At 42.2% G+C, this 13,738-nt stretch carries 14 protein-coding genes and 1 tRNA gene; 9 read left to right on the plus strand and 6 right to left on the minus strand.

Annotation, left to right across the window (positions count from 1 at the left end; translation table 11 throughout):
• Positions 1-26 precede the first annotated feature (26 nt).
• Entirely contained in the window at positions 27-938 is a 912-nt protein-coding gene (locus NSMS1_RS23960) for a ribonuclease D (protein ID WP_224087200.1), read from the plus strand.
• A 404-nt stretch (positions 939-1,342) separates the two neighbouring features.
• Entirely contained in the window at positions 1,343-2,185 is an 843-nt protein-coding gene (locus NSMS1_RS23965) for a tetratricopeptide repeat protein (protein WP_224087201.1), read from the plus strand.
• A 98-nt stretch (positions 2,186-2,283) separates the two neighbouring features.
• Here NSMS1_RS23965 and NSMS1_RS23970 read toward each other — a convergent pair whose 3' ends face one another.
• A complete protein-coding gene (locus NSMS1_RS23970) occupies positions 2,284-3,237 on the minus strand; it encodes a Rieske 2Fe-2S domain-containing protein (protein ID WP_224087202.1) in 954 nt (317 codons plus the stop codon).
• A gap of 175 nt (positions 3,238-3,412) precedes the next feature.
• On the opposite strand from NSMS1_RS23970, the gene NSMS1_RS23975 reads away from it, so the two are divergent.
• A complete protein-coding gene (locus NSMS1_RS23975) occupies positions 3,413-4,168 on the plus strand; it encodes a TetR family transcriptional regulator (protein WP_411908645.1) in 756 nt (251 codons plus the stop codon).
• A 110-nt stretch (positions 4,169-4,278) separates the two neighbouring features.
• On the plus strand, positions 4,279-5,715 hold the full coding sequence (gene hpnJ / locus NSMS1_RS23985; RefSeq protein ID WP_224087203.1) for a hopanoid biosynthesis associated radical SAM protein HpnJ: 1,437 nt from the start codon (positions 4,279-4,281) through the stop codon (positions 5,713-5,715).
• A gap of 113 nt (positions 5,716-5,828) precedes the next feature.
• Here the strand turns inward: hpnJ and NSMS1_RS23990 are convergent, their stop codons facing one another.
• The 4 genes from NSMS1_RS23990 to NSMS1_RS24005 form a co-directional block, all read right to left on the minus strand.
• Complete coding sequence (locus NSMS1_RS23990) at positions 5,829-6,458, minus strand: response regulator transcription factor (RefSeq protein ID WP_224095335.1); 630 nt, start codon at positions 6,456-6,458, stop codon at positions 5,829-5,831.
• Positions 6,455-7,288, minus strand: coding sequence for a S1C family serine protease (locus NSMS1_RS23995; protein ID WP_224087204.1), 834 nt, complete (start codon positions 7,286-7,288; stop codon positions 6,455-6,457). The genes NSMS1_RS23990 and NSMS1_RS23995 overlap by 4 nt, the downstream gene beginning before the upstream one ends.
• Positions 7,289-7,328: 40 nt before the next feature.
• The gene (locus NSMS1_RS24000; protein ID WP_224087205.1) at positions 7,329-8,300 is read right to left on the minus strand and encodes a S1C family serine protease; all 972 of its coding nucleotides are present in this window, start codon (positions 8,298-8,300) and stop codon (positions 7,329-7,331) included.
• A 345-nt stretch (positions 8,301-8,645) separates the two neighbouring features.
• Complete coding sequence (locus NSMS1_RS24005) at positions 8,646-9,383, minus strand: HAD family hydrolase (RefSeq protein ID WP_224087206.1); 738 nt, start codon at positions 9,381-9,383, stop codon at positions 8,646-8,648.
• A 399-nt stretch (positions 9,384-9,782) separates the two neighbouring features.
• On the opposite strand from NSMS1_RS24005, the gene NSMS1_RS24010 reads away from it, so the two are divergent.
• The 4 genes from NSMS1_RS24010 (at position 9,783) to rplL (ending at position 11,884) form a co-directional block, all read left to right on the plus strand.
• Positions 9,783-9,983: a hypothetical protein gene (locus NSMS1_RS24010; protein ID WP_224087207.1), complete on the plus strand. Its 201-nt coding sequence runs from the start codon at positions 9,783-9,785 to the stop codon at positions 9,981-9,983.
• 521 nt (positions 9,984-10,504) lie between these two features.
• A complete protein-coding gene (locus NSMS1_RS24015) occupies positions 10,505-11,224 on the plus strand; it encodes a hypothetical protein (RefSeq protein WP_224087208.1) in 720 nt (239 codons plus the stop codon).
• Positions 11,225-11,256: 32 nt separating this feature from the next.
• Positions 11,257-11,327, plus strand: a tRNA-Ser gene (locus NSMS1_RS24020).
• Positions 11,328-11,503: 176 nt separating this feature from the next.
• Positions 11,504-11,884, plus strand: a complete 381-nt coding sequence (gene rplL / locus NSMS1_RS24025) for a 50S ribosomal protein L7/L12 (RefSeq protein WP_224087209.1) — start codon at positions 11,504-11,506, stop codon at positions 11,882-11,884.
• Here the strand turns inward: rplL and NSMS1_RS35170 are convergent.
• A complete protein-coding gene (locus NSMS1_RS35170) occupies positions 11,871-12,002 on the minus strand; it encodes a hypothetical protein (RefSeq protein ID WP_263432534.1) in 132 nt (43 codons plus the stop codon). The two genes, rplL and NSMS1_RS35170, sit on opposite strands and share 14 nt — an antisense overlap.
• A 201-nt stretch (positions 12,003-12,203) precedes the next feature.
• Here NSMS1_RS35170 and NSMS1_RS24030 point away from each other — a divergent pair, with 201 nt between their 5' ends.
• Entirely contained in the window at positions 12,204-13,637 is a 1,434-nt protein-coding gene (locus tag NSMS1_RS24030) for a vWA domain-containing protein (protein WP_224087210.1), read from the plus strand.
• Positions 13,638-13,738: the final 101 nt, after the last annotated feature.

The raw sequence follows: 13,738 nt of genomic DNA on the forward strand, positions 1-13,738 counted from the left end.
TAACTGATAACTGTCAACTGATAACTATGCCATATTTAACTGATACCAGGGAAATCAGCGCTAGAGTTTTTGAATATACCAAGGCTACTACTTTATGGATTGATACGGAAGTTGCTGAATTTAACAGCCGTAATGCTAGATTATCTCTGATTCAGGTATTAGATGATCCTGATGATATGAGTGGCGATCGCGTTTATCTTTTAGATGTACTTGATAAGCCGAGTTTAGTGGCTGACTTTGTTGAACAAATTATGGTCAATCCTCATATTGAAAAGGTTTTTCACAATGCCAGCTTTGATGTCAAGTACCTGGGCAGTAAGCAAGCAAAAAATATTACCTGTACTTTAGAAATTGCTAAAAAAATTCCTTACTATCTCTTACCTGTACCTAATTATCAACTACAAACTTTAGCTACTCTATTATGTAATTTCAATAACATTGATAAACAAGAACAAGGTAGTAATTGGGCGCAACGACCCCTAACTGAAGAACAAATAGAATACGCTTATTTAGATTGTATTTATCTCGCACAAATCCATCGGCGTTTATTAGAATTACAGGCAGAAAGTAACCCTGACCCAGCCACGGATGATATAACAGTTCTCAACGCCCGATTTAGCCAAATTGAAGCGCAGTGGAAGCTGTTAAATTCTGAATATGAGCATTTACAAGAGCGCTTAAAAAAAGCTATGCAGGCTCAGGAGATTTCGGAAACTACTTTGTATAAGTTGACGAGTTACGATCGCAAAGTTGTCAAGGTGCAATTTTCCCAACTGGCAGATTTAATACAAACACAAGGTATCGATTTGGATTTTCCGGTTACGCTGACTCAGAAGTTGCAAAAGGATTTAGGGGAAAATCTTGAACAATTGTCGGTAGATATTGAACAAAGTACTTCTTCTCGATTGACTCCGAAAAAACAGGAGAATGATTTATAATTCGTAATTTGTAATTAAAAATTTTATACAACGTGAGTTCGACAGATACAAAAACCCCTTCCGCATCTAAGAGGGATTCATCGAAGTGATTGTCAAACAGCCCTAATAAGTGATAAACATTTATTGGTGAATTTTATACTTAAATAATTTATTTACTAAGTTTCCCGATGGATGTAGTGATTAAGTGTTAATTAAACCGAGGGTAAAAGTTATCAGCACTTCAATGAACAGTGCTGATTTTAGGTTTTAGATTAACAAATTTTTTTAATCTAAAATCGGCTATCTAAACTACCAAATTGATTAACTGAGGATATCTGTATACAGTCTGAGTCAATTTTAAGTTGGATAATTGACTTAGTTTGGTACGAGTTTTATCCAGTTATCATGGCGGTTTAAGGCAACTTATGAAACGGTGGTTATTGGAGCAAGGGCGGGTGAAGTTAAAAAAAATATTAACTATAGGTGTGCTTACCGCACTGAGCGCAATTACCAGCGTTTCCTGTAGTAATAACAAAGAGGTGTTGGTGACGGAAATAGGAGTAAATCCTCCCAGCCGTCGCACAGGTAACAATTCCCAAGCTGGGCAATTCTACATCCAAGGGCAAAGACAGCACTCCCAAGGTGATTCACAAGCAGCGATCGCATCCTATGATAAGGCAATTAGTCTAGATCCTGACTATGGTGCAGCCTACAGAGGACGAGGATTAGCTTACTTTGATTTGGGAGACAAGCAAAAAGCGATCGCCGACTATAACGAAGCAATTCGTCTTTCTCCCAACGATGCCGAAGCCTTTAACAGCCGGGGAAATGCCCGTGCTTCTTTGGGTGATAACGCTGGAGCCATTAACGACTACAATGAAGCGATTCGCCTTTCCCCCAACTACGCCGAAGCCTACAACAACCGGGGAAATGCCCGTTCTGTACAAGGTGACAAGAGCGGCTCTATAGAAGATTTTAACCAAGCCATTCGCCTCAACCCCAGATATGCGATCGCCTACAATAACCGGGGTAACGCCCGCGCCGCCCAAGGTGATAGCCAAGGGGCAATATCAGACTACAATCAAGCCATCCGCCTCAATTCTAACTTCGGCCCCGCCTACAACAACCGAGGCAATGCCCGTGCCGCCCAAGGTGATAAAGAAGGGGCGTTACAAGACTTACAGCGAGCAGCAGATATCTTTCAAAAGCAAAATAATAACGATTTATATCAGCAAGCGATGAATAATATCAAGGAGTTGGGGCAGTAGTAATTAGTTTTGAATGCTGAAGCGCGGAAGCGGGACGTTCAGCCCGTTACAGACTAAGTATGTCTTACTTAGTTTGTAACGGGCAAATTTGATATTACTTACCATTCACGATATAGCTTTTGGGCATGAAACATAATTTCTTCATTCGGTAGGCGAATCTTAGCTGGTTGGCGAGAGTAGGATGCTTCAATAGCGCGTGTATCTTGTTCTACTACTGTTGTCACTGCACTTAATACAAATTGCCCCAGCAGTGGTTTTAAAATGGGGTGTTTGGGTTTACTGTAGACTAAAACAAAGGTTTTCGTTTGGGTGGGAGTTTCTGGATACAAGACATGAACTTGCAAAACTTCGCCAAAGGGAAAAGTGGCACGAAAAGTTGTCAATGCGGGGAAGGCATATTCTAATGTGCCTGTGTAAGTTTTGGGTGCAGTCAAAGTCAGAGGATTTCGGAGAATATCATTCCAGGTAGTATCTTCCCGGTCTAGTTCTTGCACAACTTTTGCCCAGTATCCATCATGCTCAAATACGGGGATGCGATTGGCTTTAATGCCAAATAAATCTCGGTGTGTGCCGCTTTGATGGTTGTAGTCATAATTGATAGATATACTGTCCAAAAAAGTACCGCGCATACTTTTTTCTCCCGCAACTCCCAAAAAACTCATACCTGCGCTGACATTGGCAATAAGAACCGGGATGGGAATTTTGGGAGTATGACCGCCGTATGTCCAAATACAATCGTCTTTAATAATGATGTCTAGAGGAGTTAGCAGAGGTTGACTGCTCACTTTCTCGGAATTATGTAGTTTTCCCTCTCTATCAAACTTTAGCGCGTGAAAAGGACAGGTTATTGTATTTGTATCTTGACAAATCCAGCCGTCTGATAACGGCGCTTGCATATGCGGACAGATGTTATCAAGGGCAAACACTTCACCTTGCTGATTTTGCCACAGCACATAGTCATGTTCATTGAGCGTAACTTTATAAGGTTTATTAATGCCCAACATGGAACGATGAGCAATTAACCAAGGTGCGCCCGGCAGAATTGGTTCCATAGGAATCTCCCAAGGATGAGTTTTTAGTTATATGAATGCAATGACTCACGACCGAGCGATCGCCAACGGTGGGCGAAACGCGATCGCTCGACCATCATTAGAGTAAAATTGTGACAAAAGTTTCATCTTTGATTTTTAAAATACGACACATTATTCACATTTGTCAACTCAAAACGTGAGCCAACCAGAATCTACACCTATGCGTCGCCAACCCAAGCAAAAGCGCAGTCAACAAAGAGTAGAAAAAATTCTCCAAGCAGCAGCAGAAGTTTTTGTAGAAGTGGGATATGAAGCGGCGACTACCCACATGATAGCGGCGAAAGCCCAAACGGCGATCGGTTCTCTGTATCAGTTTTTTCCTGATAAATTGGCGATTTTTCACGCTTTAGAAGCGCGTCACATGGAACGATTGACAGCTATTCATTCCCAATTGATGCAGTCAGCCGATAAGGAAAAGCCATTATCAGAGTTTATTGAGCGTGTAGTGAGTACCTATGCTGAATATTTTACAGACCCTATACCGCGTATTGTCTACATTCAGTATTTCGTTGCACCAGAGATGTTTAAGCTATTTAACGAAAGCTTTAATCAGTGGTTAATCAAAGAGTTTGCTACCATGTTTCGCACTTGGAATCCAGACTTAACTGTCGAAAAAAGCGAACTCTTAGCAGAAACAGTTCACCTATCTTACAACGCTTTATTACTCAATGCTTTACGCCAGGATCAGCACCAAAGACAAGCTCGTTATGCAGAAATTAAGGCTTTATTACTGGCATACTTGACACCCTACGCACAGCAAGAACAGAAAAAAGTGATGAAAGTAATGATATGCCCCCATTGTCATTCATCTCGTTTATCTAAAAATGGGCATCGTCATGGGAAGCAACGTTATCTCTGCAAAGACTGTGGGAGACAGTTTTTACAAAGGTAAGAGGGGTTGTCTCCTGCCCCCTCAGATGAATTGTTGCAATTTTTGTTGTACATTCAAAGAAAATACTTAAGATAAATTACTATCTTCTCAAATTGCGGAGAGATACATCAGTGAAGAAAACGCTATTTCTCAGTCCTCCTTCCTTCGATGGGTTTGATGGTGGTGCGGGTTCCCGATACCAAGCCAAGCGCGAAATCACATCGTTCTGGTATCCTACATGGTTAGCTCAACCTGCGGCACTTGTACCCGGTAGCAAGTTGGTAGATGCACCACCACATGGTCAGACTGTGGAGGATGTGCTGCAAATAGCACAAGATTATGAGTTAGTTGTTATGCACACTAGTACGCCATCATTGGCTAATGATGTGAAGTGTGCTGAAGCTATTAAGGCGAAAAATCCCAATGTAGAGATTGGTTTTGTCGGCGCTCATGTGGCGGTTTTACCAGAGGAGACTTTACGGGATAATCCTGTGATTGACTTTGTGTGCCGCAATGAGTTCGACTATACCTGTAAAGAACTGGCTGAGGGTAAGCCTTGGGATGAAATTAAAGGATTGAGTTACCGAGACAGATTTTCCCAGATCCATCACAATGAGGAGCGTCCCTTGATTCATGATTGGGATGCTATGCCTAGCGTATTGCCAGTTTACGCTCGTGATTTAGATATTACTAAGTATTTTATCGGTTATCTCCAACATCCTTACATTTCCTTTTATACTGGGCGCGGTTGTCCAGCAAAATGTACCTTTTGCCTTTGGCCGCAAACCATCGGCGGTCATCTCTACAGACACAAAAGCCCGGAGGCTGTGGGACGGGAGATGGCGGAAGCCAAAGCCATATTTGGTGATAAGGTGCGGGAGTATATGTTTGATGATGATACTTTTACTATCGATAAACATCGTGCGATCGCCATCAGCGAACACATGAAAAAACTCAAGCTGACTTGGAGTTGCAACGCCCGTGCTAATCTCGACTATGACACCCTCAAGCAGCTACGAGATAATGGTTTACGCTTGCTGTTAGTTGGGTTTGAATCGGGAAATCAAGATATCCTCAACCGGATTAAAAAAGGCATTAAGTTAGAAGTGGCAAGAGAATTTATGAACAATTGCCACAAACTGGGGATTACCGTCCACGGAACATTTATTATTGGTTTACCGATTGAAACCCCGGAAACTGTAGAAGAAACAATCCGATTTGCTTGTGAACTCAGTCCGCATACAATTCAAGTTTCCATTGCTGCACCCTATCCAGGAACAGAACTGTATGAACAAGCCAAAGCTAACAACTGGTTTACAGACCACGCTCTTGTAGCTGATTCTGGCATTCAAACCTCTACACTGCAATATTCCACCCTTTCTAGTGCAGAAATTGAAGATGCAGTTGAACGGATGTACCGCAAATTTTACTTCCGTCCCAAAGCTATCATCCCCATTGTGCGGGAAATGTTAAGCGATCGCCAAATGTTGGTGCGTCGCTTACGTGAAGGTGGCGAGTTCTTTTCTTACTTGCGGGAACGACGGTTAACGGCGCAAAGTTCGCATTAGGCGTTGTTTGGTAATGGGTAATCGGTAATTGTTAATTGTTTTTTCTATTATCAATGACCAATTACCGATTACCAACCACCACAAATATCATAAATATTCCAACGAACATGATACTACAACAAAATTAAACCTAACCGCACACCAACGGTAACGGCTTCAGTACGGGTGGAAACGGCGAGTTTTTGGAAAATTGATGAGACATGAAATTTGACTGTGTGGTCTGAAATATGGAGATTTTTAGCGATCGCTTTATTTCCTAACCCAGAACCCAGCATTTGTAAAACTTCAATTTCTCGCGGTGTTAAGGATTGTACGGGATTAGGTGCGACCTTTTCCCGTATAGAGAAAGATTCTAGGATATCGGGATGGAGGACGACTAGACCAAGGGCGATCGCTTCAATTGCTGTTAAAATCTCTAATTCTGTACTAATGTCGAGTAATATACCCCGCACTCCAGAACGTAGTGCCGCTTCTGTGTCGATGTCGGTCAATTCTTCTACAATCACCATTACCCTTAACGGGTCTTGTTCCTCTTGGATGAGAAGTAATTTATCCCACACGACTGGAGAATCGTTACCTAAATCTAGCAGCACTACATCCGGTTGTAATTGCTTAACTTCCCTTGCCAATATATCTAAATCAGACACACTCCCCACAACCGTCATCTGAGGATTACTTGCCACCATAGCCGATAATCCTGCTCGTACTACAGGGGAAGCAGCAACTACCATTACCCCAATCATTTCGCCTCCACCGTAGTTTTCCCAAATACATAAACTACGAGTTGCTGTCCACCACGCCAAATTTGTAAGGGTATTGATTGGTTAGTTTGGTTTTGTTGCAAATATGTCCTTAAATCATCCGGTCGAGTAAATGACCTACCAGCAACACCAATCAATACATCACCAATTTGTAAACCAGCAGTTTCCGCCTCGCTACCAGGAAGGATGGATAAAACTAGTAAACCTAAAGCTTGTCTACTCAAGAGTACAGGTTGTAGCGTCACTCCCAATTGCGGACGGCTTTGACCTTGCAAAAAGCGGTTGACTGCGTTACTAGGAACAGCCACAGCCAAACCGTAAGCAATCATTGTATTGATACCTATAACTCGACCGAGACAGTCAGCTAACGGCCCGCCAGAATTACCAGGGTATAGGCGTAAATCAGCCATGATTGCCTGTTGATAATTGGTGTGAATAATCCCTGTAGTCACCGCACCACTATCAGCAAAAGGATTACCTACAGCCAAGACTAACTCACCCACACGCAAGCCATCAGAATCAGCGATAGTTGCATTGTTCAAGTCAGTGGCGGAAATTTTGAGGGCAGCTAAATCTTGTTGTGGGTCAAATTGAGTCCGCACAGCCTCAAATACTCTTCCGTCAGCCAATTCAACAGTTACCTGTGGGCTAGTAGCCACATGGGCATTCGTGATAATTAAACCGTCAGCTTGCCAGATGACACCAGAACCCACTCCTGTAGAACCGCTTTTAACTTTGACAGTGCTATTGCTTAAGTTGGTGGCGATTAATGAAAGTTCGTGAGTTATTTCCGTCAAGGATGTGTTGGTCATGTTGCTTTGTTCCCAATTGAAAATTCAAAATATTTTTGCCTTATCTTCTATGCCGTCTCCCACCTCTTTCATGCCTTCTCGTTTCTGCCTCACGCCTCCTGCCTTCTTCCACCACCAGGCTTTCACCGACAACAACATCTAACTCCAGCAAAGCCCCACCCCGGATAACTTGTAATGTGACAGGTTTACCGATGCGATCGCTATTATTAAGTAATGCCAAGACATCACCTGTATCAGTCACCGCAACACCGTCAAATTTCACCAACACATCCCCTAATAGCAAACCTGCATTATCAGCAGGGCTTCCAACTTCGATATTGACAACAATTACCCCAGTAGTTGCAGTTAAATTCAGGTCATTTTGGAAATTATTCGGCAACCTCACAGGCTGCATTCCCACACCCAAGTAACCACGAGAAATTCTCCCTTTAGCCAGCAATTGATCAATTACGCGATTAACTGTAGTTGCTGGAATAGTCAAAGCTGTACCCCGTCGTCCTGACGTATTCATCCCTACTACATAACCCGCCGCATCAACCAGCGCCCCACCAGCAAAACCAGGGTAAAGTGTAATATCGGGGCGGATAAATTGGTCGATATTCCCACCATTCATACTCCGCCAAGCCCCACTGACAACACTCACAGCCCCCATCGCCGCCCGTAAATCGCCTTCGCTACTTCTAGCCAAACCCAATACTAAATGACCAACTTTCAGCGTATTTGCATCACCAATATTGGCTATAGGAATTTGGGCATTTTCTAATTGGAAGACAGCTATATCTGTACTAGCATCGTGACCAAGGAAGGTAACAGGAAAGCTTTGCCCTGGTGATACGGTAATGGTAATTTCCTCGTAACGTGGTAGTGACTCATCAGAGGTAACAATAATTCCATCGCGCCAATGAATCCCACTAGGGGAAACCCTTGTACCAGCATTCACAGCAACCACAGAACCACCACCTTGTTCTACCGTTTCCGCTAGACTATTGGATAACGCTAATAATGAAGACATAAATTTTCTCCACAAGTTTTCTTTGATGTTCATATCTTGCCGTTTTCATAGCAGAAATAGCATCAGAAAAATGGGGAGAATCTCACCTAGAAAAATGGCTAGGGATAATTCGTAATTGGTAATTTTTCGTAATTTTTAGTATAAGATTTCGGCATTGCATAATATAGGGATGAATTGAGGCGTGAGTCACCAACTGGGCTTCTATATGGTGGCTCACTTTAATTTATTTCTGTCACGCACGCCTATTAATTCCAAATTATCCCTTTTTTGCTACGTTAGGGTAAAACTGGCAGGATAAGCATACTTTATCAGCAGTAATAACAGAGGAATAAGTGATCATCACCTCTAACTTCTAGCCTCCAATCTCTCCTCTAATAATTCACTAACTTGCTCTAATGAATCTAATACTTGGTAAGTCAAACATCTGATTTCTGGGGATGGTTGTTCTATATCGGGAACCATAATCGGATACATCCCGGCGCTAAAAGCGGCTTCTATACCCACACATGAGTCTTCAAAAACTACACACTGCATAGGTGCAACATGGATTCGGCGACTCACTTCTAAATATATATCTGGTGCAGGTTTACCTTGTAGTACATCTTCGCTGGTGACAATGGTTGTAAAGTAATGCAAAATGCCTGCGTTGCTTAAGCGGCGGATAGTGCGGCTACGGGATGTACCAGTTGCTAAAGCAACGACTATTCCTAAACTGCTGAGTTTGGCAAGTAAATTTAACGCCCCTGGCTTGATGGGCAAACCTTCTTGTAATTCTCGGCGATCGCCTATTTCAATTCGCTGTCTTTTTACCGCCTCAAAAGGAAAGTTATTGCCATATCTTTGTTTGAGGATTCTTTCTCGCCATGACAAATCACGCCCAACAAATTCATTGTAGAAATTGTCATTCATTATATATCCATGACTTGCTAACGCTTGCTGCCATGCCCAACGAGCGATACTTTCTGTATCAAACAGCAAACCATCCATATCAAAGATTGCGGCGCGGATATCTCGTAACACACTTAATCCTCTGTTTTTAGCTTGTCTACTTACTAACGGGAGCAATGCGATTGTGTGAGGCAAAAGAACGAGCGATGGGCTGCGCCCCACCGTAGGTGATCGCTATCGTATATCAGTCATAGTCCATTCGCAATTATTTTACCCATCCTCTTGACATTCTCTGAAACACATACTACATTTGTAGCATAAAGAAACTAATGATTAATTAATCAAACTTGGGTCTGTAGCTCTAATGGTAGAGTTCCCGGATAACCCTTGTGTCCTAACTCAAAAAGCTTACATACTTGCTCAAAAGTAGAGCAATCGCTTGATAAACGATAGGTGCAGGTGCGATTCCTGCGTATGAATCAACAGCTTTTTCAACTTACATGAGGTGTGAGTGTAACTCTCACAGGGAGGGTATCGGTTCAATTCCGATCAGATCCGCTTAGTAATTCATAGTTAAAAAAAGAGGTGATGAAGATGGTACATATTCGATTTGAAGGACGTTCTGTTGATGTGGGAGAAACCCAACTAGGAATTACAGCGAGTATGAATGATGTGGCAATTAAGGAACGTGTAGCTAGACATTTAGATGTAAATAGCGATCGCCTTGGTGCTTATGTAGTAGATCGCCGTCCTAGCGGAGATTTAATTGTCCGTCCTGAAGCGGTTTATGGCTGAAGACTCTAGTTTTCCGTGTCCCGACAGAAGAAGCATACATACACATTGATAACGGCCCTAAGGTAGTAAAATTCGAGCTATCGAACAAGCGAAGCATAGTTGCTAAGTCTCACGCAGATTTAGCGTGCGGGCCCACTGCCAATATTTGGTAAGAGCGGCCGTAGTTGTAAAAAGCGTCTTCGACTTGCACGGAAGTATTTAATATTCTTAATTATGAATTACGAATTATGAATTACGAATTAATATGATTCCGCGCCCCGACTTGTAAAGCTTACACACTGTCCGGCAACGGATTTACAGGTTCAATTCCTGTCGCTTCCATTAGAGGGAGCGTAGCCTAATTGGTAAAGGCAATTGTGAAAAACTCTTTACTAACTTGTGCAGAATCACTATTAATTAAATTGTATTTACTCATAACATTAATTCAAATTATTAACATATGGAGGTGAGTTCAATGATGTCCGTTCACTCATGTTTAAAAACAACCCAATCGATACGGCAATATTTAGATAAATTGAGGTATGAGCGAACATCGTTTGAGCGAAATCGTTATTGAACGCCCTCGTCATGGCATGAGAATTAGTCTCAAAAAGCTGAAGGGATTTAAAAAGCAGTTACACAAGCTTACTGAAGAAGCAAGTCAAGATGGATTGTTAAGTCCTTATTTGATTAAACCGAGAAATAAATCAAAATATCTTGCAGATCATCTTGGCCCCCTGCGTCGGTTTTTGCGTTCAAAAGTTGGGCAGTCCTGGAATGATGTTTACAGTGAACTGTGCCAAAGATTAAAAACCAACACAATGGCAGGACAGCACGTTATCGGTCATTTGTGGGATTTTGTGGAAAAAGATGTAGAAATTATTGATGGTCAGGTTTATCATAAAACTCGCCACAATTATAGAAATCGGTTAGTTGTAAGTTGCCGCGATCGCTTTTATATTCATCCTGAAACTGGAATCTTGTGTGCAGTCGAGAAAGTACCAAGAAAATCCAAGCGAAAGCAAGAGCAAACTGATATTCTCATCATTGATGATACTCATCAATACCACAAAATGAACGAGATTTGGTACTTAGTTACCTTTGAAGATTTCCCACCAACCGATTATGTAACTGATGTTCTCAGAGGTTATATTCATCGTTCCGTTGCCACTTATAGAGGTCGCAAGATTTATGCTGCTAGTAAACAGCAGTGTAACAAGAAAGAGATTCGGTTTATTTTAAATCAACTCTCTAAAAAATAAAGTTTCCACCTCGTGTCCTAACCGAAAAAGCTTACATACTAGCCGAATTGGAACAGGCACTTGACTTGAGATCAAGCGATTACGGGTTCAACTCCCGTGTGTGAATCAACAGCTTTTTCAACTCACACGAGGTGACTTATTGCAATTCACAGTTAAGTAATAGAAAAGACCCCTATCCATAGCGCTTAGCGCTTCTCGTAGAGTACCTCTCCCCTAAAAGAGAGAGGCTTAAAAAGCCCATAAATACTTTGACTTAATCGCAACTCATTGGAGGTTGCTATGTCTTTAAAAACTTTAGAAATTTTAGAACAAATTAAGTCTTTAACAACTGATGAAACTGTCACTTTAGTAAAACAGATTGAAGCAACCTTCGATGTTGATAGTTCAACACCTAAATTTACTCGGATTGAGAAGTTAAATTTAGATGATAATCAACCCCAAATTCAAACAGAGTTTGATGTGTTATTAGTGTCAGTTCCAGCAGACAAAAAGATTGCTTTACTCAAAGTGATTCGGACAATCACAGGGCTGGGGTTGAAAGAAGCAAAAGATTTTGTAGACTCCCTACCTCAAGTAGTCCAGGCGCAACTAAATCAAGAAGCAGCCCAAACACTCAAGCAGCAATTAGAAGAAGTAGGAGCTGTCGTTACTCTTGAGTAACAAAGGAAATGGGGTAGGGAGTGGAGAATAGAGGTATAGAACATAGCAAAGCATTTATTTCCCCCTCATCTCCCTCATCTCCCTCATCCCCCTCATCTCCCCCTACTCCTTCATCCACATGGCAGTTGTTGCCGCGCCCTAATCATAGAAGCTTACATAACTCTGCCCAAGTTAAACCAATGCTTCTAAAACTTGCGCGGTGACGATATCACCCCGCGTGCAACATCTGCCTCCTTCAGTTTTGGATTTTTGGTTTTGGATTTTAGATGGCAATCCAAAATCGTAAATCCGCAATCCAAAATTTTTTGAGGAGGTTCCAATGAACACCGCAGAACGTGACTTACGCTTGGAAATGCTTAATAGTTTGCTGACAACTCCTCACCGCAAACTAGAGCAAGTTGCAGAAATCCACAAATTAATTATTGAACTAGACCCGCTTTTCTACGGACATCTAGCCGTTTGGTATCAAAATCATGGCGATGTGCGTGACCACAAGGAAGTATTTGTAGCACATTTGCTCACTAGCAATTTGACTGAACACAGAGATGCTGGCTTTGTGATGCTGCAAGAGTTTCCACCTTATCAGGTGGCTCGGATAGTGGATTTTATGAAGCAGCAGCAAAATAAAATGCCTCGTTCTGCCAGAACTGCGGTACGCCGTTACCTCAAGACAAGGGAAAGTAATCATAATCTATTTGACCGTGCCGCGCTACGGGGTCGTAATGCCATGAAACACTTGTATGCTTCACTGCATATCAAGCCAAATGAACGGGCGAATGCAATTCTATTCCGTGATACTCCTCCAGAGGGTTCCCTAGCTTATGTGTTGAAGCAACTCGCCAAGGCAGAAAGTGCTGTGAAACAAGCAAGGTTAATTGTAGAGTACAAAATTCCTTATACGATCGCTATTGGTGTAATCAAGCAACTTACACCAGTTGTATTAGTGGCGTTAATTAACAGCATGACTCCCCAGGAAGTTATCAATAACCTCAAGTCTTTACAAACTAGAGGTGCAATGGATAACCCAGAAGTCAAAAAGCTGATTGATGCCAAGCTGGAAGAAGCCTCTAAGAGTGGGCGTGTTGCTGCATTCAAAGCACAAATTGCCGCAGATAACGCAGATTTCGACGCAGACACCGTTGCTCGACTGGAAAAAGTTACCAACGAGCAGGTAAAGCGACGGGGTACAATTTCTCGCCCAACTGCTTTATTAGTGGATAAGTCCGGCTCAATGGAAAGTGCGATCGAGATTGGTAAGCGCCTAGCTGCGTTAATTTCTGGTATTACTCAGGCAGAACTGTATGTCTACGCCTTCGATACCATTCCTTACCCTGTTACAGCCAACGGCAGAGAGTTAACCGACTGGCAGCGTGCTTTCCAGCACATTAAGGCGGGTAGTAGTACCAGTATCGGCTGTGCATTGGAAGCAATGCGACGGAAGAAGCAGGTAGTTGACCAAATTATTCTGGTGACTGATGAAGGTGAAAATGCTACACCTTATTTCAGTGAAGTTTACAAGAACTATTGCCGAGAATTGGGAGTAATGCCTAATGTAGTAATTGTTCGTGTAGGCACTTATTACAACTGGGTAGAAAGTCAACTCAAGCAGCAACAAGCGCCTGTAGAAACTTTTACCTTCGCTGGTGACTACTACAGCCTACCGAACCTAGTACCACTTCTAACTCGTCCCTCTCGACTGGATTTGCTGATGGAAATCATGGAATTGCCATTGCCTGTGCGAGATGATAAGTAAGATGATGTGGCACTACTCATAAAATCAATTTGTGACTAGTGCCATTTTTTCATTACTAAGAAATCCCTATCTGCTAAGAGGTTGGGATTATTCAGTAATTA

This window comes from Nostoc sp. MS1 (assembly GCF_019976755.1).
Classification (GTDB): domain Bacteria; phylum Cyanobacteriota; class Cyanobacteriia; order Cyanobacteriales; family Nostocaceae; genus Trichormus.

What these genes read in the sequence shown, in the direction of transcription:
- NSMS1_RS23960 (WP_224087200.1), top strand. Translation starts at nt 27, where the DNA reads ATGCCATATTTAACTGATACCAGGGAAATCAGCGCTAGAGTTTTTGAA.
- NSMS1_RS23965 (WP_224087201.1), top strand. Translation starts at nt 1,343, where the DNA reads ATGAAACGGTGGTTATTGGAGCAAGGGCGGGTGAAGTTAAAAAAAATA.
- NSMS1_RS23970 (WP_224087202.1), bottom strand. Translation starts at nt 3,237, where the DNA reads ATGGAACCAATTCTGCCGGGCGCACCTTGGTTAATTGCTCATCGTTCC.
- NSMS1_RS23990 (WP_224095335.1), bottom strand. Translation starts at nt 6,458, where the DNA reads ATGATTGGGGTAATGGTAGTTGCTGCTTCCCCTGTAGTACGAGCAGGA.
- NSMS1_RS23995 (WP_224087204.1), bottom strand. Translation starts at nt 7,288, where the DNA reads ATGACCAACACATCCTTGACGGAAATAACTCACGAACTTTCATTAATC.
- NSMS1_RS24000 (WP_224087205.1), bottom strand. Translation starts at nt 8,300, where the DNA reads ATGTCTTCATTATTAGCGTTATCCAATAGTCTAGCGGAAACGGTAGAA.
- NSMS1_RS24010 (WP_224087207.1), top strand. Translation starts at nt 9,783, where the DNA reads ATGGTACATATTCGATTTGAAGGACGTTCTGTTGATGTGGGAGAAACC.
- NSMS1_RS24015 (WP_224087208.1), top strand. Translation starts at nt 10,505, where the DNA reads ATGAGCGAACATCGTTTGAGCGAAATCGTTATTGAACGCCCTCGTCAT.
- rplL (WP_224087209.1), top strand. Translation starts at nt 11,504, where the DNA reads ATGTCTTTAAAAACTTTAGAAATTTTAGAACAAATTAAGTCTTTAACA.
- NSMS1_RS24030 (WP_224087210.1), top strand. Translation starts at nt 12,204, where the DNA reads ATGAACACCGCAGAACGTGACTTACGCTTGGAAATGCTTAATAGTTTG.